Annotated in this window: 12 protein-coding genes; 8 read left to right on the top strand and 4 right to left on the bottom strand. The window is 71.1% G+C overall.

Annotated elements, in window-relative coordinates; genetic code table 11:
- Positions 1–4: 4 nt before the first annotated feature.
- The 5 genes from ASD93_RS11710 to rocD all read left to right on the top strand — a co-directional run bounded on the left by ASD93_RS11710 (position 5) and on the right by rocD (position 4,070).
- Entirely contained in the window at positions 5–439 is a 435-nt protein-coding gene (locus tag ASD93_RS11710; RefSeq protein WP_056122599.1) for a hypothetical protein, read from the top strand.
- Positions 439–654: a helix-turn-helix transcriptional regulator gene (locus ASD93_RS11705; protein WP_056122597.1), complete on the top strand. Its 216-nt coding sequence runs from the start codon at positions 439–441 to the stop codon at positions 652–654. Before ASD93_RS11710 ends, ASD93_RS11705 begins: the two co-directional genes overlap by 1 nt.
- Position 655: 1 nt before the next feature.
- Entirely contained in the window at positions 656–1,687 is a 1,032-nt protein-coding gene (locus ASD93_RS11700) for an NAD(P)-dependent alcohol dehydrogenase (RefSeq protein WP_056122594.1), read from the top strand.
- Positions 1,688–1,953: 266 nt separating this feature from the next.
- Positions 1,954–2,850 carry a dimethylargininase gene (gene ddaH / locus ASD93_RS11695; RefSeq protein ID WP_056122591.1) on the top strand — a complete coding sequence of 299 codons (897 nt, stop codon included), beginning with the start codon at positions 1,954–1,956 and terminating at the stop codon, positions 2,848–2,850.
- Positions 2,847–4,070 (top strand): ornithine--oxo-acid transaminase, encoded by a 1,224-nt coding sequence (rocD, locus tag ASD93_RS11690; RefSeq protein ID WP_056122589.1) that lies wholly within the window; start codon positions 2,847–2,849, stop codon positions 4,068–4,070. The genes ddaH and rocD overlap by 4 nt, the downstream gene beginning before the upstream one ends.
- 86 nt (positions 4,071–4,156) lie before the next feature.
- Here the strand turns inward: rocD and ASD93_RS11685 are convergent, their stop codons facing one another.
- Entirely contained in the window at positions 4,157–5,836 is a 1,680-nt protein-coding gene (locus ASD93_RS11685; RefSeq protein WP_056122586.1) for a molybdopterin-dependent oxidoreductase, read from the bottom strand.
- A gap of 195 nt (positions 5,837–6,031) precedes the next feature.
- Between ASD93_RS11685 and ASD93_RS11680 the strand changes: the two genes are divergently transcribed.
- From ASD93_RS11680 to ASD93_RS11670, 3 genes are read left to right on the top strand one after another with little or no spacing between them, the layout of a single operon-like run.
- Complete coding sequence (locus ASD93_RS11680; protein WP_056122583.1) at positions 6,032–7,720, top strand: circularly permuted type 2 ATP-grasp protein; 1,689 nt, start codon at positions 6,032–6,034, stop codon at positions 7,718–7,720.
- Entirely contained in the window at positions 7,714–8,646 is a 933-nt protein-coding gene (locus ASD93_RS11675; protein WP_056122580.1) for an alpha-E domain-containing protein, read from the top strand. The genes ASD93_RS11680 and ASD93_RS11675 overlap by 7 nt, the downstream gene beginning before the upstream one ends.
- Positions 8,643–9,488, top strand: coding sequence for a transglutaminase family protein (locus ASD93_RS11670; RefSeq protein WP_056122578.1), 846 nt, complete (start codon positions 8,643–8,645; stop codon positions 9,486–9,488). The genes ASD93_RS11675 and ASD93_RS11670 overlap by 4 nt, the downstream gene beginning before the upstream one ends.
- A gap of 238 nt (positions 9,489–9,726) precedes the next feature.
- Here the strand turns inward: ASD93_RS11670 and ASD93_RS16035 are convergent, their stop codons facing one another.
- The 3 genes from ASD93_RS16035 to ASD93_RS11660 all read right to left on the bottom strand — a co-directional run bounded on the left by ASD93_RS16035 (position 9,727) and on the right by ASD93_RS11660 (position 13,509).
- Complete coding sequence (locus ASD93_RS16035) at positions 9,727–9,876, bottom strand: hypothetical protein (RefSeq protein WP_200950674.1); 150 nt, start codon at positions 9,874–9,876, stop codon at positions 9,727–9,729.
- An 80-nt stretch (positions 9,877–9,956) separates the two neighbouring features.
- The gene (locus ASD93_RS11665; protein WP_056124445.1) at positions 9,957–11,372 is read right to left on the bottom strand and encodes a rhamnulokinase; all 1,416 of its coding nucleotides are present in this window, start codon (positions 11,370–11,372) and stop codon (positions 9,957–9,959) included.
- Between the two features lie 100 nt (positions 11,373–11,472).
- Complete coding sequence (locus tag ASD93_RS11660; protein ID WP_056122575.1) at positions 11,473–13,509, bottom strand: bifunctional rhamnulose-1-phosphate aldolase/short-chain dehydrogenase; 2,037 nt, start codon at positions 13,507–13,509, stop codon at positions 11,473–11,475.
- Between the last annotated feature and the right edge of the window lie 94 nt (positions 13,510–13,603).

The following is a 13,603-nucleotide window of genomic DNA, read 5'->3' as shown; positions in this document are numbered from 1 at the left end:
CGTCATGGTCTACGAGGAACGCAACATCTGGGCGAGCCTGATCGTCAGCGTGATCGGCATGGCGGTGTACACGATCCTCGTGCTGCAGCAGGCGGCGGGCGGTCCGCTCGACGACGTCGACTGGGTGCCCCTCATGCTGTGGACGATCGGCGCCAGTATCGTCGCCGCGATCGTGGTGAGCATCGTGTGGGGCATGCTCGCGGGCATGCGCGATCCCGAGGGCGTCGGGAAGTCCGACCAGCGCGACCGCGACATCAGCCACATGAGCACGCGGGTGGGACAGGCGTTCCTGGTGATCGCCGGACTCGGGGTGATCGTCGAGTGCGCGTTCCAGGTCGACTGGTTCTGGATCGCCAACACGATGTTCTACGGATTCGCGCTCTCGTCCATCGTCGGCGGAGTCGCCAGCGTGATCGCCTACCGCCGCGGGCTCGTCTGATGGTCAAGCCCACCCGCGTCACCAATTCGATCCGCACCCTGCGCGAACAGGCGGGTCTCACGCAGGCCGACCTCGCCCGGCAGATCGGCGTGACCCGCCAGACCCTCATCGCGATCGAGCAGGGCAAGTACTCGCCCACCCTCGAGCTCGCCTTCCAGATCTCGCGCGTCTTCGGCGTGGGGCTCGACGACGTCTTCCAGTACCCGGAGGCCTGACATGACCGCGCACGAGAACCACCGAGCGGATGCCGCGGCGGCCGTGCCGGCGACGATGAACGGGTGGCGGCAGGAGCGCTACGGCGGCCCGGCCGTCGTCGCCCTCGCGGCCGTCGGGGTCCGTGCGCCGCGCCGCGGTGAGGTGCTGCTGCGCCTGCACGCGACGGGACTGAACAACGGCGACGTCCGCGTGATGCGCGGCGAGCCGCTCCTGGTGCGCACCGTGTTCGGCCTGCGCCGACCGAAGCAGCCGGTGCGGGGGATGGATGTCGCGGCCACGGTGATCGCCGTGGGCGACGGAGTCGCCGACTTCGCCGTCGCCGACGAGGTCGTCTGCGAGCTGCCGGGCGGCGGGGGCCTCGCGCCCTACGCCGTCGCGCCCGCCGCGCGGCTCGTGCGACGTCCGGATGCGCTGGACCCGGTGCTCGCGGCGTCGCTGGCCGTGGCCGCCGGCACCGCCTGGCAGGCGCTCGATCGCGTCGGTGTGGCGGCCGGACACCGCGTGCTGGTGATCGGCGCATCCGGCGGGGTGGGAACCTTCGCCGTGCAGCTCGCCGTGCACCGCGGCGCCGAGGTCTGGGCCCTGTGCGGCGAGCGGAACCGGGCGCTCGTCGAGGGGATCGGCGCGTCGCGGACGTTCGACTACCGGTCCGTGCAACCGGGGTCGGATGCTCTCGGCTCGGGCTTCGACGCCGTCATCGACATCGCCGGAACGGCACCGCTGTCGGCGCTCCAGGGGCTCGTCCGCGACGGGGGCGCGATTGCGCTCGTCTCGGGCGAGGGCGGGCGCGTGCTGGGTCCGATCGGCCGGATCCTCGCGGCATCCGTACGCTCCCTCGGCTCGAAGCGGCCGCTGCGCCCGGTCGCGGCCGTGGCGAAGACCGACGTGCTGACCGCACTCGTCGAACTGGCGGCATCCGGAGCTCTTCGTCCCGTGATCGAGCGGACGTACCCCTTCGCCGAGGGCGGCGCCGCTCTGGCCCGGCTGGCCGACGGGCACGTCGTCGGAAAGCTGGTGGTCATCGCCCCCTGAACCGGCCGGCGCCGAGTTCCGGGCGGGGCGGGCCAGGGCGCATAGCTCCTGCACTCTCGGAGCGACACGCCGCGGGAGCCTCGGCTCGGCGGGGTTCGAGGCCGGAAGTGCAGGAGTTATGCGCTCGGCGGCCCGCCCTCGAGCCGCTCGGCACGCCTGATCTCCGGACGCTGGTGAGACAATGGGTGAGGCGTGCCCGAGTCGTCGGCTTCCCGAGCTCCGCCGGGCCCCTGGACAGCGTCCGCCGCCCCTTCGCAAGGAGCAAAATGTCCACGCACCACACGGCGTCCGCCGCCCAGGCGACCGCGCCGGCCACCCGCATCCCGCAGCACCGCAGCTACCTGATGTGCCGGCCCGAGCACTTCACCGTCAGTTACACGATCAACCCGTGGATGGAGCCCGCCAAGCCGACCGACACGGCCAAGGCCCTCGCGCAGTGGCAGGTCCTCTACGACACCTACGTCGCGCTCGGTCACGACGTCCAGCTGATCGACCCGGTCGAGGGGCTGCCCGACATGGTCTACACGGCCAACGGCGGGTTCGTGATCGACGGCGTCGCCTACGGCGCGAAGTTCCGCTTCGCCGAGCGTGCGCCCGAAGGGCCGGCGTTCATGGACTGGTTCCGCGAGAACGGGTTCGAGGTCGTCGAGCCGGTCGAGGTCAACGAAGGCGAGGGCGATTTCCTGCTCGTCGGCGACACGATGCTCGCCGGAACCGGATTCCGCTCCACGGGCGACAGTCACCGCGAGCTCGGCGACGTGTTCGGCAAGGAGGTCGTGAGCCTCACCCTCATCGACCCGCGCTTCTACCACCTCGATACGGCGATCTCCGTGCTCGATCCCGTCCAAGGACCCGGCGGCGTCGAGAAGGCCAACATCGCCTACCTCCCGAGCGCGTTCGACGACGCGAGCCGCGGCGTCCTCGAGGACCGCTTCCCGGACGCGATCCTCGTGGCCGACGAGGACGGCGCCGTGTTCGGCCTCAATTCCGCGAGCGACGGCCTCAACGTCCTCATCTCGCCGCGCGCCACCGGCTTCGAGACGCAGCTGCGCGAACGCGGCTACAACCCCGTGCTGATCGACCTGTCCGAGCTGCTGCTCGGCGGCGGCGGCATCAAGTGCTGCACGCTCGAGCTGCGGCATGGACAGGAGACGACCCGATGACCACCTCGCCCGCGGTCGACACCGCCATGGCCCGCATCATCGCCGACGAGAACGAGCACGTCGCCCACAACTACCACCCGCTGCCCGTGGTCATCTCCCGCGGCGAGGGCGCGTGGGTGACCGATGTCGAGGGCAAGCGGTACCTCGACCTGCTGTCGGCCTACTCGGCTCTCAACTTCGGGCACGGGCATCCGGCTCTCCTGGCCGCCGCGCAGGAGCAGCTCAACCGCCTCACGCTCACGAGCCGCGCGTACCACAACGACCGTCTCGGCCCGTTCGCCGAAGCGCTGGCCGAGCTGTGCGGGAAGGACCTCGTGCTGCCGATGAACACCGGCGCGGAGGCCGTCGAGACCGGCATCAAGGTGGCCCGGGCGTGGGGCTATCGCGTGAAGGGCATCGCTCCGGATGCCGCCACCATCGTCGTCGCGAACGGGAACTTCCACGGCCGCACGACGACGATCGTCGGCTTCAGCGACGATCCGCAGGCCCGCGAGGGCTTCGGCCCGTTCACGCCCGGCTTCGTGCACGTCCCGTTCGGTGATGCCGCGGCGATCGAGGCCGCGATCGACGAGAACACCGCGGCCGTGCTCATCGAGCCCATCCAGGGCGAGGCGGGCGTCGTGATCCCCCCGGAGGGCTACCTCCGCGCGGTGCGCGAGCTGTGCACGAAGAACGGCGTGCTCTTCATCGCCGACGAGATCCAGTCCGGCCTCGGTCGCGTGGGCGCGACCTTCGCGTGCGATCGCGAAGGCGTGGTCCCCGACGTCTACCTCCTCGGCAAGGCGCTGGGCGGCGGCATCCTGCCCCTCTCCGCCGTCGTCGCGGACGACGACGTGCTCGGGGTGATTCGCCCGGGGGAGCACGGCTCGACCTTCGGCGGCAACCCGCTGGCGGCGGCCGTCGGACTGCGCGTGGTCGAGATGCTGAAGACCGGCGAGTTCCAGACGCGGGCCCAGGCTCTCGGCGAGCACCTGGCGGCGGGGTTGTCGACTCTCGTGGGGAACGGCGTCACCGGTGTGCGCGTGGCCGGCCTGTGGGCGGGCGTCGACATCGACCCGGCCGTGGGCACGGGGCGCGAGATCGCCGAGCGGCTCATCGCCCGCGGCGTGCTGGTGAAGGACACCCACGGGCACACGATCCGCATCGCCCCGCCGCTCGTGGTGCGGGCGACCGAGCTCGACTGGGCCGTCGAGCAGCTGCGGGTCGTCCTCGCGCGCTGAGCCACCCGAGTCGCCAAGACACGCCGTCCGCGCGCCGGATCTCCGGCGTGTCTTGGCGACTCGTGGCACGTGAAGGGCGGTGGCGCTCAGGCGAAGACGCTGACGAAGCGCTCGTGCCAGCCCGTCGCGCCGTCGGGCGCGGGGTGGGCGCGGTCGGATGTCTGCACCTCACCGGTGGTGCTGATGGCGCGGCAGCGGATGAGGTGGTCGCCGGGCGCGGCGGTCCAGGGCAGCTGCCACTGCACCCACGTGTCTTCCGAGATCGCGGAGGCTAGCGTCGCCGGCTGCCACGCGCCCTCGTCGATCTGCACCTCGACGCCGGCGACGCCCACCTGCTGCTGCCAGGCGACACCGGCGATCACGACGTCGCCCGCCTTGAGGCCCTGGGCCTTGCGCGGCACGTCGATGCGCGATTGCAGCTTGATCGGCCCGCGTTCGGACCAGCCGCGGTCGGTCCAGTACGCGCGTGCCTGGTCGAAGCGGGTGACCTCGAGCTCCTTCACCCACTTCGTCGCCGAGACGTAGCCGTACAGTCCCGGCACGACCAGACGCGCCGGGAACCCGTGCTCCGGCGGCAGAGGCTCGCCGTTCATCCCGATGGCCAGCAGGGCGTTGCGGCCGTCGGTGAGTGCTTCGAGCGGAGTGGATGCCGTGAACCCGTCGATCGAGCGGGAGAGCACCATATCTGCGTCTGCCGTGGGGCGGGCGCGCGCGAGCAGCTCCCGCACCGGGTATCCCAGCCACATCGCATTGCCGATGAGCGTGCCGCCCACCTCATTCGAGACGCACGCGAGCGTGGTGTAGTGCTCTTCGAGGGGCAGCTCGAGCAGGTCGTCCCACGTGAGCATGACCTCTTCTTCGACCATGCCCTTGATGTGCAGGTTCCAGTTCGCGGGGTCGAGCGTCGGCACGATGAGCGCGGTGTCGATGCGGTAGAAGCGGTCGGTCTCCGTCACGACGTGTGCGAGACCCGGGATGTCGAGCTCCGCACCGACGGGGATCGGAGGCGCCGCGACCGCGGCCTTCGGCAGGACGACCGCCTTGATGGCCGACACGGCGGCGTTCCCCGCCCGCATCGCGTTCCCCGCAGCCGCCGCGACGACTCCCGCCACGACCGCCGCTCCCGACCAGACCAGGAACGAACGGCGTGACGGCCCGACGTCGCCGGGCGGGGGAGCGGAGCGGGACGCGTCGTCCGGCGAGGCGGCGTCGGGGTCGGCGGGAGCCCGGCCGACGGCCACGGGGTCGGCGGGAGCCCGCCCGGAGGGCGCGCGAGGGAATGTCTCGCCCGACAGGGCATCCCGCGCAGCGGCGCCGAGCGCCAGCATCCGCACCAGCCACCACAGCGCGAGCGCGCCGCCCAGACCCGCGACGACGGAGGGGACCCACGCGAGCGGCCCCGCGTCGGCGCGGGTGACGGCCGCGACGGCGCCGACCGCGCCGAACGCCACGACGACGACGCGGCCCCACGGCGGTCGCCTCAGCTCGAGCCAGCCGGCGAGCCCCGCGAGCACGAGCACGACGAGTCCGATCCCGACCAGCAGCGCGATCTTGTCGGCGGTCCCGAACAGGGCGATCGCGGCATCCTTCGCCCACGACGGCGCGGCGTCGATGAGTGCACCGCCGACGACGACGAACGGTCCCGACGTCGGCGCTACGACGGCGCCCACGAGTTCGCCGAGGCCGGCGCCGAGCGCGACGGCCCCCACTCCGGCCGCCCACGCGTAGGGCGCCGGAGTGCCGCGGTCCCCGCGCGACGTGCTCACGAGGACAGCGTACGTCCGCCGGAACCGGTCGGCGCCGTCGAAAACGGAGGAAACACGCCGCGATGCCCGGCGTGGGAGGCCGATGATGCGGCGTGTCTCCTCGTCTTTGCTCACACACACGCGCGCCATCGGCTCGAACTCGCGGAGTCCGGCTGCGAAACACTCCGGCAACACGGCCCGGACTAGGCTTCCGGCATGGGTGATCTCTTCGACGGCTACGGTTCCACTCTGGCGCCGCGCAAGACGGCCTCCGGGGTTCCCGCCTACGACGAGATGTTCGGCAGTCCGGCGCACCCGGGCGATCTGGCCGAGTCCCGCGACGCCTACCGGGAGCTCTACCAGGCGCTCGCCCAGATGACGCAGGAAGAGCTGCGCGGGCGCACCGACTCGCTCGCGAGCTCGTACCTCGCGCAGGGCGTCACGTTCGACTTCGCCGGCGAGGAGCGACCCTTCCCGCTCGACGCGGTTCCGCGCGTGATCACCTACGACGAGTGGTCGCGCGTGGAGGCCGGGGTCAAGCAGCGCGTCAAGGCTCTCGAGGCGTTCCTCGACGACGCATACGGCCGCCAGCACTGCGTGCGCGACGAGGTGCTCCCGGCAGGTCTGATCGCCTCGTCGCAGTACTTCTACCGGCAGGCCGCCGGCATCCAGTCCGCGAACGGCGTGCGCATCCAGGTCTCGGGCATCGATCTCATCCGTGACGAGCACGGCGAGATGCGCGTCCTCGAAGACAATGTGCGCGTCCCGTCGGGGGTCTCCTACGTGATCTCGAACCGCCGGGTCATGGCGCAGACGCTGCCGGAGCTGTTCGTATCGATGCGCGTGCGCCCGGTCGGCGACTACCCCAACAAGCTCCTCGCCGCGCTGCGCGCGTCGGCGCCCGCCGGCATCGAGGACCCGAATGTCGTCGTGCTCACGCCGGGCGTGTACAACTCGGCGTACTTCGAGCACACCCTGCTCGCCCGGCTCATGGGGGTCGAGCTCGTCGAGGGCCGCGACCTGCTATGCGTGGGCGGCAAGGTGTTCATGCGCACGACGCGCGGCCCCAAGCGGGTCGACGTCATCTACCGCCGTGTCGACGACGAGTTCCTCGATCCGCTGCAGTTCCGTGCCGATTCCATGCTCGGCGCCCCGGGACTCATGCTGGCTGCGCGCCTGGGCAACGTCACCATCGCCAATGCCGTGGGCAACGGCGTGGCCGACGACAAGCTGCTCTACACGTACGTGCCCGAGCTCATCCGCTACTACCTGGCCGAGGAGCCGATCCTCAAGAACGTCGACACGTGGCGGCTCGAAGACCCGAACGCCCTCGAGGAAGTGCTCGACCGGCTCGATGAGCTCGTGGTGAAGCCCGTCGACGGATCGGGCGGCAAGGGCCTGGTGGTGGGACCGGATGCTTCGCCCGCCGAGCTCGAGAAGCTCCGGCAGCGGCTCCTGGCCGACCCGCGCGGGTGGATCGCTCAGCCCGTCGTGATGCTCTCGACGATTCCGACGCTGGTCGAGGACGGCATGCGTCCGCGCCACGCCGACCTGCGCCCGTTCGCGGTCAACGACGGCGAGGACGTCTGGGTGCTGCCCGGCGGACTCACCCGCGTCGCGCTCCCGGAGGGCCAGCTCGTGGTCAACTCCAGCCAGGGCGGCGGCTCGAAGGACACCTGGGTGATCGGCGGATCGGCACCGTCGCACGTGGAGTACGGCCAGGGCCACGGTGTCCCGGGCCTCGTCGCCGATCAGGCCGCGACGGTGACGGCGTCGATCCCGATCATCTACGACGGGCAGCCCCCACCGGCCCACTCGCCGCGCGATCCGGACGGGAACCGTCGCGAGCAGCACGAGCAGCAGCAGCAGGCCGCGACCGACGCCGAGGAGGACGGCCCATGCTGAGCCGCATCGCCGAGTCGCTGTTCTGGATCGGCCGCTACATCGAGCGCAGCGACGGCACCGCGCGCATCCTCGATGTCCATCTGCAGCTGCTGCTGGAGGACCCGTGGATCGACGAGGACACGGCGTGCCGGTCGCTGCTGAGCGTGATGGGATCCCTGCCGCCCGAGGGCGTGCAGCACGTGCGCCGCGAGGATGTGCTCGCGCGGCTCGCCGTCGATCGCATGAACCCGTCGAGCATCGCGTACGCGCTGACGGCATCGCGCGAGAACGCCCGACGTGCCCGCGAGATCGTGTCGACCGAGCTGTGGGAGACCCTCAACACCACGAACACCCGGATGCCGCGGCGTCTCCAGGCGGACCGGGTGCACGAGTTCTTCCAGTGGGTGCGCGAGCGCGCGGCGCTCGCCGTGGGCATCGTCGACTCGTCCACGAGCCGTGACGAGGCCTGGCAGTTCTTCACCCTCGGGCGCAGCATCGAGCGCACCGACATGACGGCGCGGCTCCTCGCGACGAGGTCGCTGACCCAGGCATCCGGGCCGTCCTGGACCACCATCCTGCGTTCGTGCGGCGCCTATGAGGCGTACCTGCGCACCTACCGGGGCATGCCGAGCGCGCGCAACGCGGCGGAGTTCCTCCTGCTGGACCGCCTCTTCCCGCGCTCGATCATCTACTCGATCCAGCGGGCCGAGGAGTGCATGAGCGCGATCGACCCGCGCGCGGACCGTGTCGGTCACTCCAACACCGTGCTGCGGGCGCTGGGTCAGATCCGCAACGACCTCGAGTACCGGCCCGTCGGCGAGATCCTCAACGAGCTCCCCCAGCACATGCAGCGCGTGCAGACCGTCACGCGCGAGGCATCCGAAGCCATCCGCAGCCGCTTCTTCCCGACGCAGGCCGAGCCGAGCTGGATCGGAGAGATCTCATGAAGCGCCTCCGGATCGAGCACCAGACGGGGTTCAGCTACCAGGGCGACGTCTCGGCCTCGTACAACGAGGCGCGCATGCTGCCGGGCTCGACCGACAGCCAGTTCGTGCTGAACTCGTCGCTCGACATCGAGCCGTCGACGTCGGTCAACCAGTACGTCGACTACTTCGGCACGCGGGTGGCGGCGTTCGATGTGCTGTCTCCGCACGCCGCGCTGACGATCACCGCGAAGTCGCTTGTCGAGGTGCGCCCGCGACCCCTCGAGCACGTCGATGTCACGTGGCACGGCCTGTCGCGCGAGTCGAATCGCTCGATCGAGACGGTCGAGCAGCTGGTGCAGACCGGCCGCACGCGCCCCCACCCCGAGGTCGCCGAGCTCGCCCGGTCGATCGCGGCGCAGCACGATCATCCGGGCCGCGCCGCGCACGCGATCTCCACCGGCATCGGGGACGCCGTCGAGTACATGCACGGCATCACCGGGGTGCACTCGACCGCGCAGGAGGCGTGGGAGGCGCGCAAGGGCGTGTGCCAGGACATCGCGCACATCACGCTCGGCGCCCTGCGCGAGGTCGGGATCCCGGCCCGGTACGTCTCGGGCTACCTGCACCCGCGCCCCACCGCCGATGTCGGCGTCGCTGTGACCGGCGAGTCCCATGCGTGGGTCGAGTGGTTCGCGGGCGAATGGCAGGGCTTCGACCCCACGAACAACATCGAGATCGGCGATCGGCACGTGCTGGTCGGCCGCGGGCGCGACTATGGCGACGTCCCGCCGCTGCGCGGCGTCTATGCCGGCCCGTTCAAGTCCCATCTCCACGTGAAGGTCACTATCACACGCGAAGCGTGAGAACGTGGTTCATCCTGAGTAGCCGCGCAGCGGCGTATCGAAGGGATCACGCGCGAGGCGTGAGAACGTGGTTCATCCTGAGTAGCCGCGCAGGCGCGGCGCGGTCCTGCCCGGCGCATAACTCCTGCACTTCAGGTCGCCTGTCGGCGGCGACCCGCGGCAGGACGGTGGTGGGCCGCCAGCCTGCGGCCAAAGTGCAGGAGTTATGCGCCCTGGCGACGGTGGACCCGGGCTCGGCTCAGGCCGGCGGAGCGTCGGGGTCGAGTGTCTTGAGGGTGTCCTCCTCGGCCGGATTGTCGGCCTCGAGCTGATCCTCGGTGGTCTCGTCGCCCCCGGTCGGGGCATCCTGTTCGAGGGGGGCGTCTTCTGCGCGGCGTTCGTCGGTCATGGGCTCACGCTAGGCCGCGGTGACGGCGGCCCGCAGGGGGTTGACGAAACCGTCCCGCGAGGGTTCCGTCCAGGCGCGAGTCAGGCCCGCGGTTCGTACCTCTCCGGCGGGAACGCGCCGGCTACGGCCTCCCGGAGAGTCTCGAGCGAGGCATCCGGCCCGAACCATCCGTGCGCGCGCACCTGCACGAGCACGTTCCCCAGTGCGGTCGCCTCGACGGGTCCGGCGAGCACGGGGAGCCCCGACCGGTCGGCCGTCGCCTGGCACAGCAGGCGGTTCAGCGCGCCGCCGCCGACGATGTGGATCACGTCGACCTCACGGTCGGTGAGGCGTCCGGCGGTGGCCACGGCGGTCGCGAACGCCTGCGCGATGCTCTCCACGATCGTGCGGGCGAAGGCCGCGCGCGACGCGGGCACGGCCGCGCCCGCCTCGTCGAGCACCGCGGCGATGCGGGCGGGCATGTCGCCCGGTGCCGACAGTCGCGGGTCGTTCGCGTCGAAGAGGGCAACCTCCCCGTCGACGGATGCCGCGGCATCCAGCAGTCCCGGAAGGTCGATCGGGGAGCCGTCCTCGGCCTCCCACGCGCGCACCGACTCGCTCAGCAGCCACAGGCCGGTGACGTTGTGAAGGAAGCGCACGCGTCCGTCGACCCCGCCCTCGTTCGTGAAGTTCGCCTCACGCGCGGCATCGCTGACGACGGGCGCATCGAGCTCGACGCCGACCAGACCCCACGTGCCGCACGAGATGTACGCCGCGTCGGGCGAGCTCAGCGGCACCGCGGCGACGGCCGATGCCGTGTCGTGCGAGCCGACGGCCACGACCTCGACGGCCGCCCCCACGCGCTCGCGCGCCGCGCCCCGCAGCGCGCCGAGGTGCTCGCCCGGATCGACGAGGCGGGGGAGGACGGATGCCGGGATGCCGAGCCGCTCGGCGAGCTCGAGATCCCACTGCCCGGTGCGGACGTCGATGAGCCCCGTCGTGGAGGCGTTCGTGCGCTCGGCGACCCGGGCCCCGGTGAGGAGATACGCGACCAGGTCGGGGATGAGGAGCGCGACGTCGGCATCGGCGAGCCCGCGCTCGGTGACGTACTGGTACAGCGTGTTGAAGGGCAGGAACTGCAGACCGTTCCGGCGGTACAGCTCGTCGAACGGCACGACCGCGTGCACCTGCTCGACGCCCCGCACGGTGCGCTCGTCGCGGTAGTGGAACGGCTCGCCGCGCACCTCGCCGGCCTCGACCAGTCCATAGTCCACGGCCCACGAGTCGATCCCGGCGCTGGCCAGGCCCGGCTCGCGTGCGATCGCGTCGCGCAGCCCCTCGATGATGTGCCGGTACAGCGCGGTGAAGTCCCAGTGGAGGCCGTCGGGGCCCGGTACCGGACCGTTCGGGAACCGCGAGACGGCCTCGAGGCGCAGCATCCCGTCGTCCACGTACCCGAGCATCACGCGGCCGCTGGTCGCCCCGAGGTCGACGGCCGCGACCACACCGCCGGTCATCGGGACCCCCACGGCGTTTCGTCTCGCTCCGCTCGCTCAACGAGCAGCGGGTCGTTGAGCGAGGAGCGCAGCGACGAGACGAAACGCCCCGAACCCGGGCTCATCGCAGGAAGGCGGCGGCGACGCCGGAGTCGACGGGGATGTGCAGGCCCGTCGTGCGCGAGAGCTCGGGGCCCGTCAGCACGTAGACGGCGTCGGCGACGTTCTCAGGCACGACCTCGCGCTTGAGGATCGTGCGGTTCGCGTAGTACTGGCCGAGGTCCTCCTCCTTGACGCCGTACGTCGCGGCGCGGTTGGCGCCCCAGCCGGCGGCGAAGATGCCCGAGCCGCGCACGACGCCGTCGGGGTTGATGCCGTTCACACGCACGCCGTGCTCGCCGAGCTCGACAGCCAGCAGGCGCACCTGATGGGCCTGGTCGGCCTTGGTCGCCGAGTAGGCGATGTTGTTCGGGCCGGCGAAGACGGAGTTCTTCGACGAGATGTAGATCACGTCGCCGCCCAGCTTCTGCTCGATGAGAGCCTTCGCGGCGGCCTTGGCGACGAGGAACGACCCCTTGGCCATGACGTCGTGCTGCAGGTCCCAGTCCTTCTCGGTGGTCTCCAGCAGCGGCTTCGACAGCGACAGGCCGGCGTTGTTCACGACGAGGTCGATGCCGCCGAACGCGAGGAGCGTGGCGTCGATCGCGGCCTGCACCCCGGCGGCGTCGGCGACATTCGCGGCGACGCCGATGGCGACATCCGTGTTCCCGAGCTCGGCCGCGGCGGCCTGCGCCTTCTCGAGGTCGAGGTCGGCGATGACGACGCACGCACCCTCGGCGGCGAGGCGCGTCGCGATGGCCTTGCCGATGCCGGATGCCGCGCCGGTGACGAAGGCGATGCGCCCCTGGTGCGTCTTCGGCTTCGGCATCCGCTGCAGCTTGGCCTCTTCGAGTGCCCAGTACTCGATGTCGAACTTCTCGGCATCCGAGATCGGGGAGTAGGTCGACAGCGACTCGGCACCGCGCATGACGTTGATCGCATTGACGTAGAACTCGCCCGCGACGCGCGCGGTCTGCTTGTTCGCGCCGTACGAGAACATGCCGACACCCGGCACGAGCACGATGAGCGGGTCGGCGCCGCGGATCGCGGGCGACTCGGCCGTGGCATGGGCGTCGTAGTACGCCTGGTAGTCGGCGCGGTAGGCCTCGTGCAGCTCCTGCAGGCGGGAGACGGATGCCTCGACCGAGGCGTCCGCCGGCAGGTCGAGGAGGAGCGGCTTCACCTTGGTGCGCAGGAAGTGGTCGGGGCAGCTCGTGCCGAGGGCGGCGAGGCCGGGCGCCTTCTCGGACGCGAGGAAGTCGGTGACCACTGCGGCATCGGTGAAGTGACCGACCATCGGCCGGTCGGTCGACGCCAGACCGCGGATCGTCGCCGCGAGGGCGGCCGCCTTCGCACGCCGCTCGGCCTCGGGGAGCGCCTCGAAGCCGGCGCGAACCGCTCCGAACGGCTCGGCCTTGCCGTGTTCGGCGATGTAGGCGGCGGCGGTCTCGATGATCCAGGACGAGTTCTGCTCGGCCTCGTCGGACGTGTCGCCCCACGCGGTGATGCCGTGACCGCCGAGGATCGTGCCGATCGCCTGCGGATTGGCGTCCTTGATCGCGGCGATGTCGAGGCCGAGCTGGAAGCCGGGGCGGCGCCAGGGCACCCACACGACCTTGTCGCCGAAGATCCGAGCGGTCAGCGCCTCGCCGTCGGCGGCGGTAGCGATCGCGATACCGGAGTCGGGGTGCAGGTGGTCGACGTGCGCGGCATCCACCAGTCCGTGCATCGCCGTGTCGATCGACGGGGCCGCGCCGCCCTTGCCGTGCAGGCAGTAGTCGAAGGCCGCGACCATCTCGTCCTCACGGTCGATGCCCGGGTAGACGTTCACCAGTGCGCGGAAGCGGTCCAGGCGCAGCACCGCGAGGCCCGACTCGGTCAGGGTGCCGAGGTCGCCGCCCGACCCCTTGACCCAGAGCAGCTCGACCGGCTCACCCGTGACCGGGTCGGTGTCGACGCCCTTGGCCGACGTGTTGCCGCCCGCGTAGTTCGTGTTCTTCGGGTCGGCGCCCAGGCGGTTGGACCGCTCGATGAGCTCCTGAGCTGTCGCGTTCGTCATGATGTCCTCTGTCGTTCTCATTGTCATGTCTCGCGAGTCGCCAATACACGCCGGACGGGAACGCCGGGGACGGCGTGTCTGGGCGACTCGATCT

It is taken from the genome of Microbacterium sp. Root180, from assembly GCF_001428485.1.
Lineage (GTDB): Bacteria > Actinomycetota > Actinomycetes > Actinomycetales > Microbacteriaceae > Microbacterium.
Note: the sequence above shows the minus strand (reverse complement) of the source record. Positions and strands in the feature narration are given on the sequence as shown.

What these genes read in the sequence shown, in the direction of transcription:
- ASD93_RS11710 (WP_056122599.1), top strand. Translation starts at nt 5, where the DNA reads ATGGTCTACGAGGAACGCAACATCTGGGCGAGCCTGATCGTCAGCGTG.
- ASD93_RS11705 (WP_056122597.1), top strand. Translation starts at nt 439, where the DNA reads ATGGTCAAGCCCACCCGCGTCACCAATTCGATCCGCACCCTGCGCGAA.
- ASD93_RS11700 (WP_056122594.1), top strand. Translation starts at nt 656, where the DNA reads ATGACCGCGCACGAGAACCACCGAGCGGATGCCGCGGCGGCCGTGCCG.
- ddaH (WP_056122591.1), top strand. Translation starts at nt 1,954, where the DNA reads ATGTCCACGCACCACACGGCGTCCGCCGCCCAGGCGACCGCGCCGGCC.
- rocD (WP_056122589.1), top strand. Translation starts at nt 2,847, where the DNA reads ATGACCACCTCGCCCGCGGTCGACACCGCCATGGCCCGCATCATCGCC.
- ASD93_RS11680 (WP_056122583.1), top strand. Translation starts at nt 6,032, where the DNA reads ATGGGTGATCTCTTCGACGGCTACGGTTCCACTCTGGCGCCGCGCAAG.
- ASD93_RS11675 (WP_056122580.1), top strand. Translation starts at nt 7,714, where the DNA reads ATGCTGAGCCGCATCGCCGAGTCGCTGTTCTGGATCGGCCGCTACATC.
- ASD93_RS11670 (WP_056122578.1), top strand. Translation starts at nt 8,643, where the DNA reads ATGAAGCGCCTCCGGATCGAGCACCAGACGGGGTTCAGCTACCAGGGC.
- ASD93_RS16035 (WP_200950674.1), bottom strand. Translation starts at nt 9,876, where the DNA reads ATGACCGACGAACGCCGCGCAGAAGACGCCCCCCTCGAACAGGATGCC.
- ASD93_RS11665 (WP_056124445.1), bottom strand. Translation starts at nt 11,372, where the DNA reads ATGACCGGCGGTGTGGTCGCGGCCGTCGACCTCGGGGCGACCAGCGGC.
- ASD93_RS11660 (WP_056122575.1), bottom strand. Translation starts at nt 13,509, where the DNA reads ATGACGAACGCGACAGCTCAGGAGCTCATCGAGCGGTCCAACCGCCTG.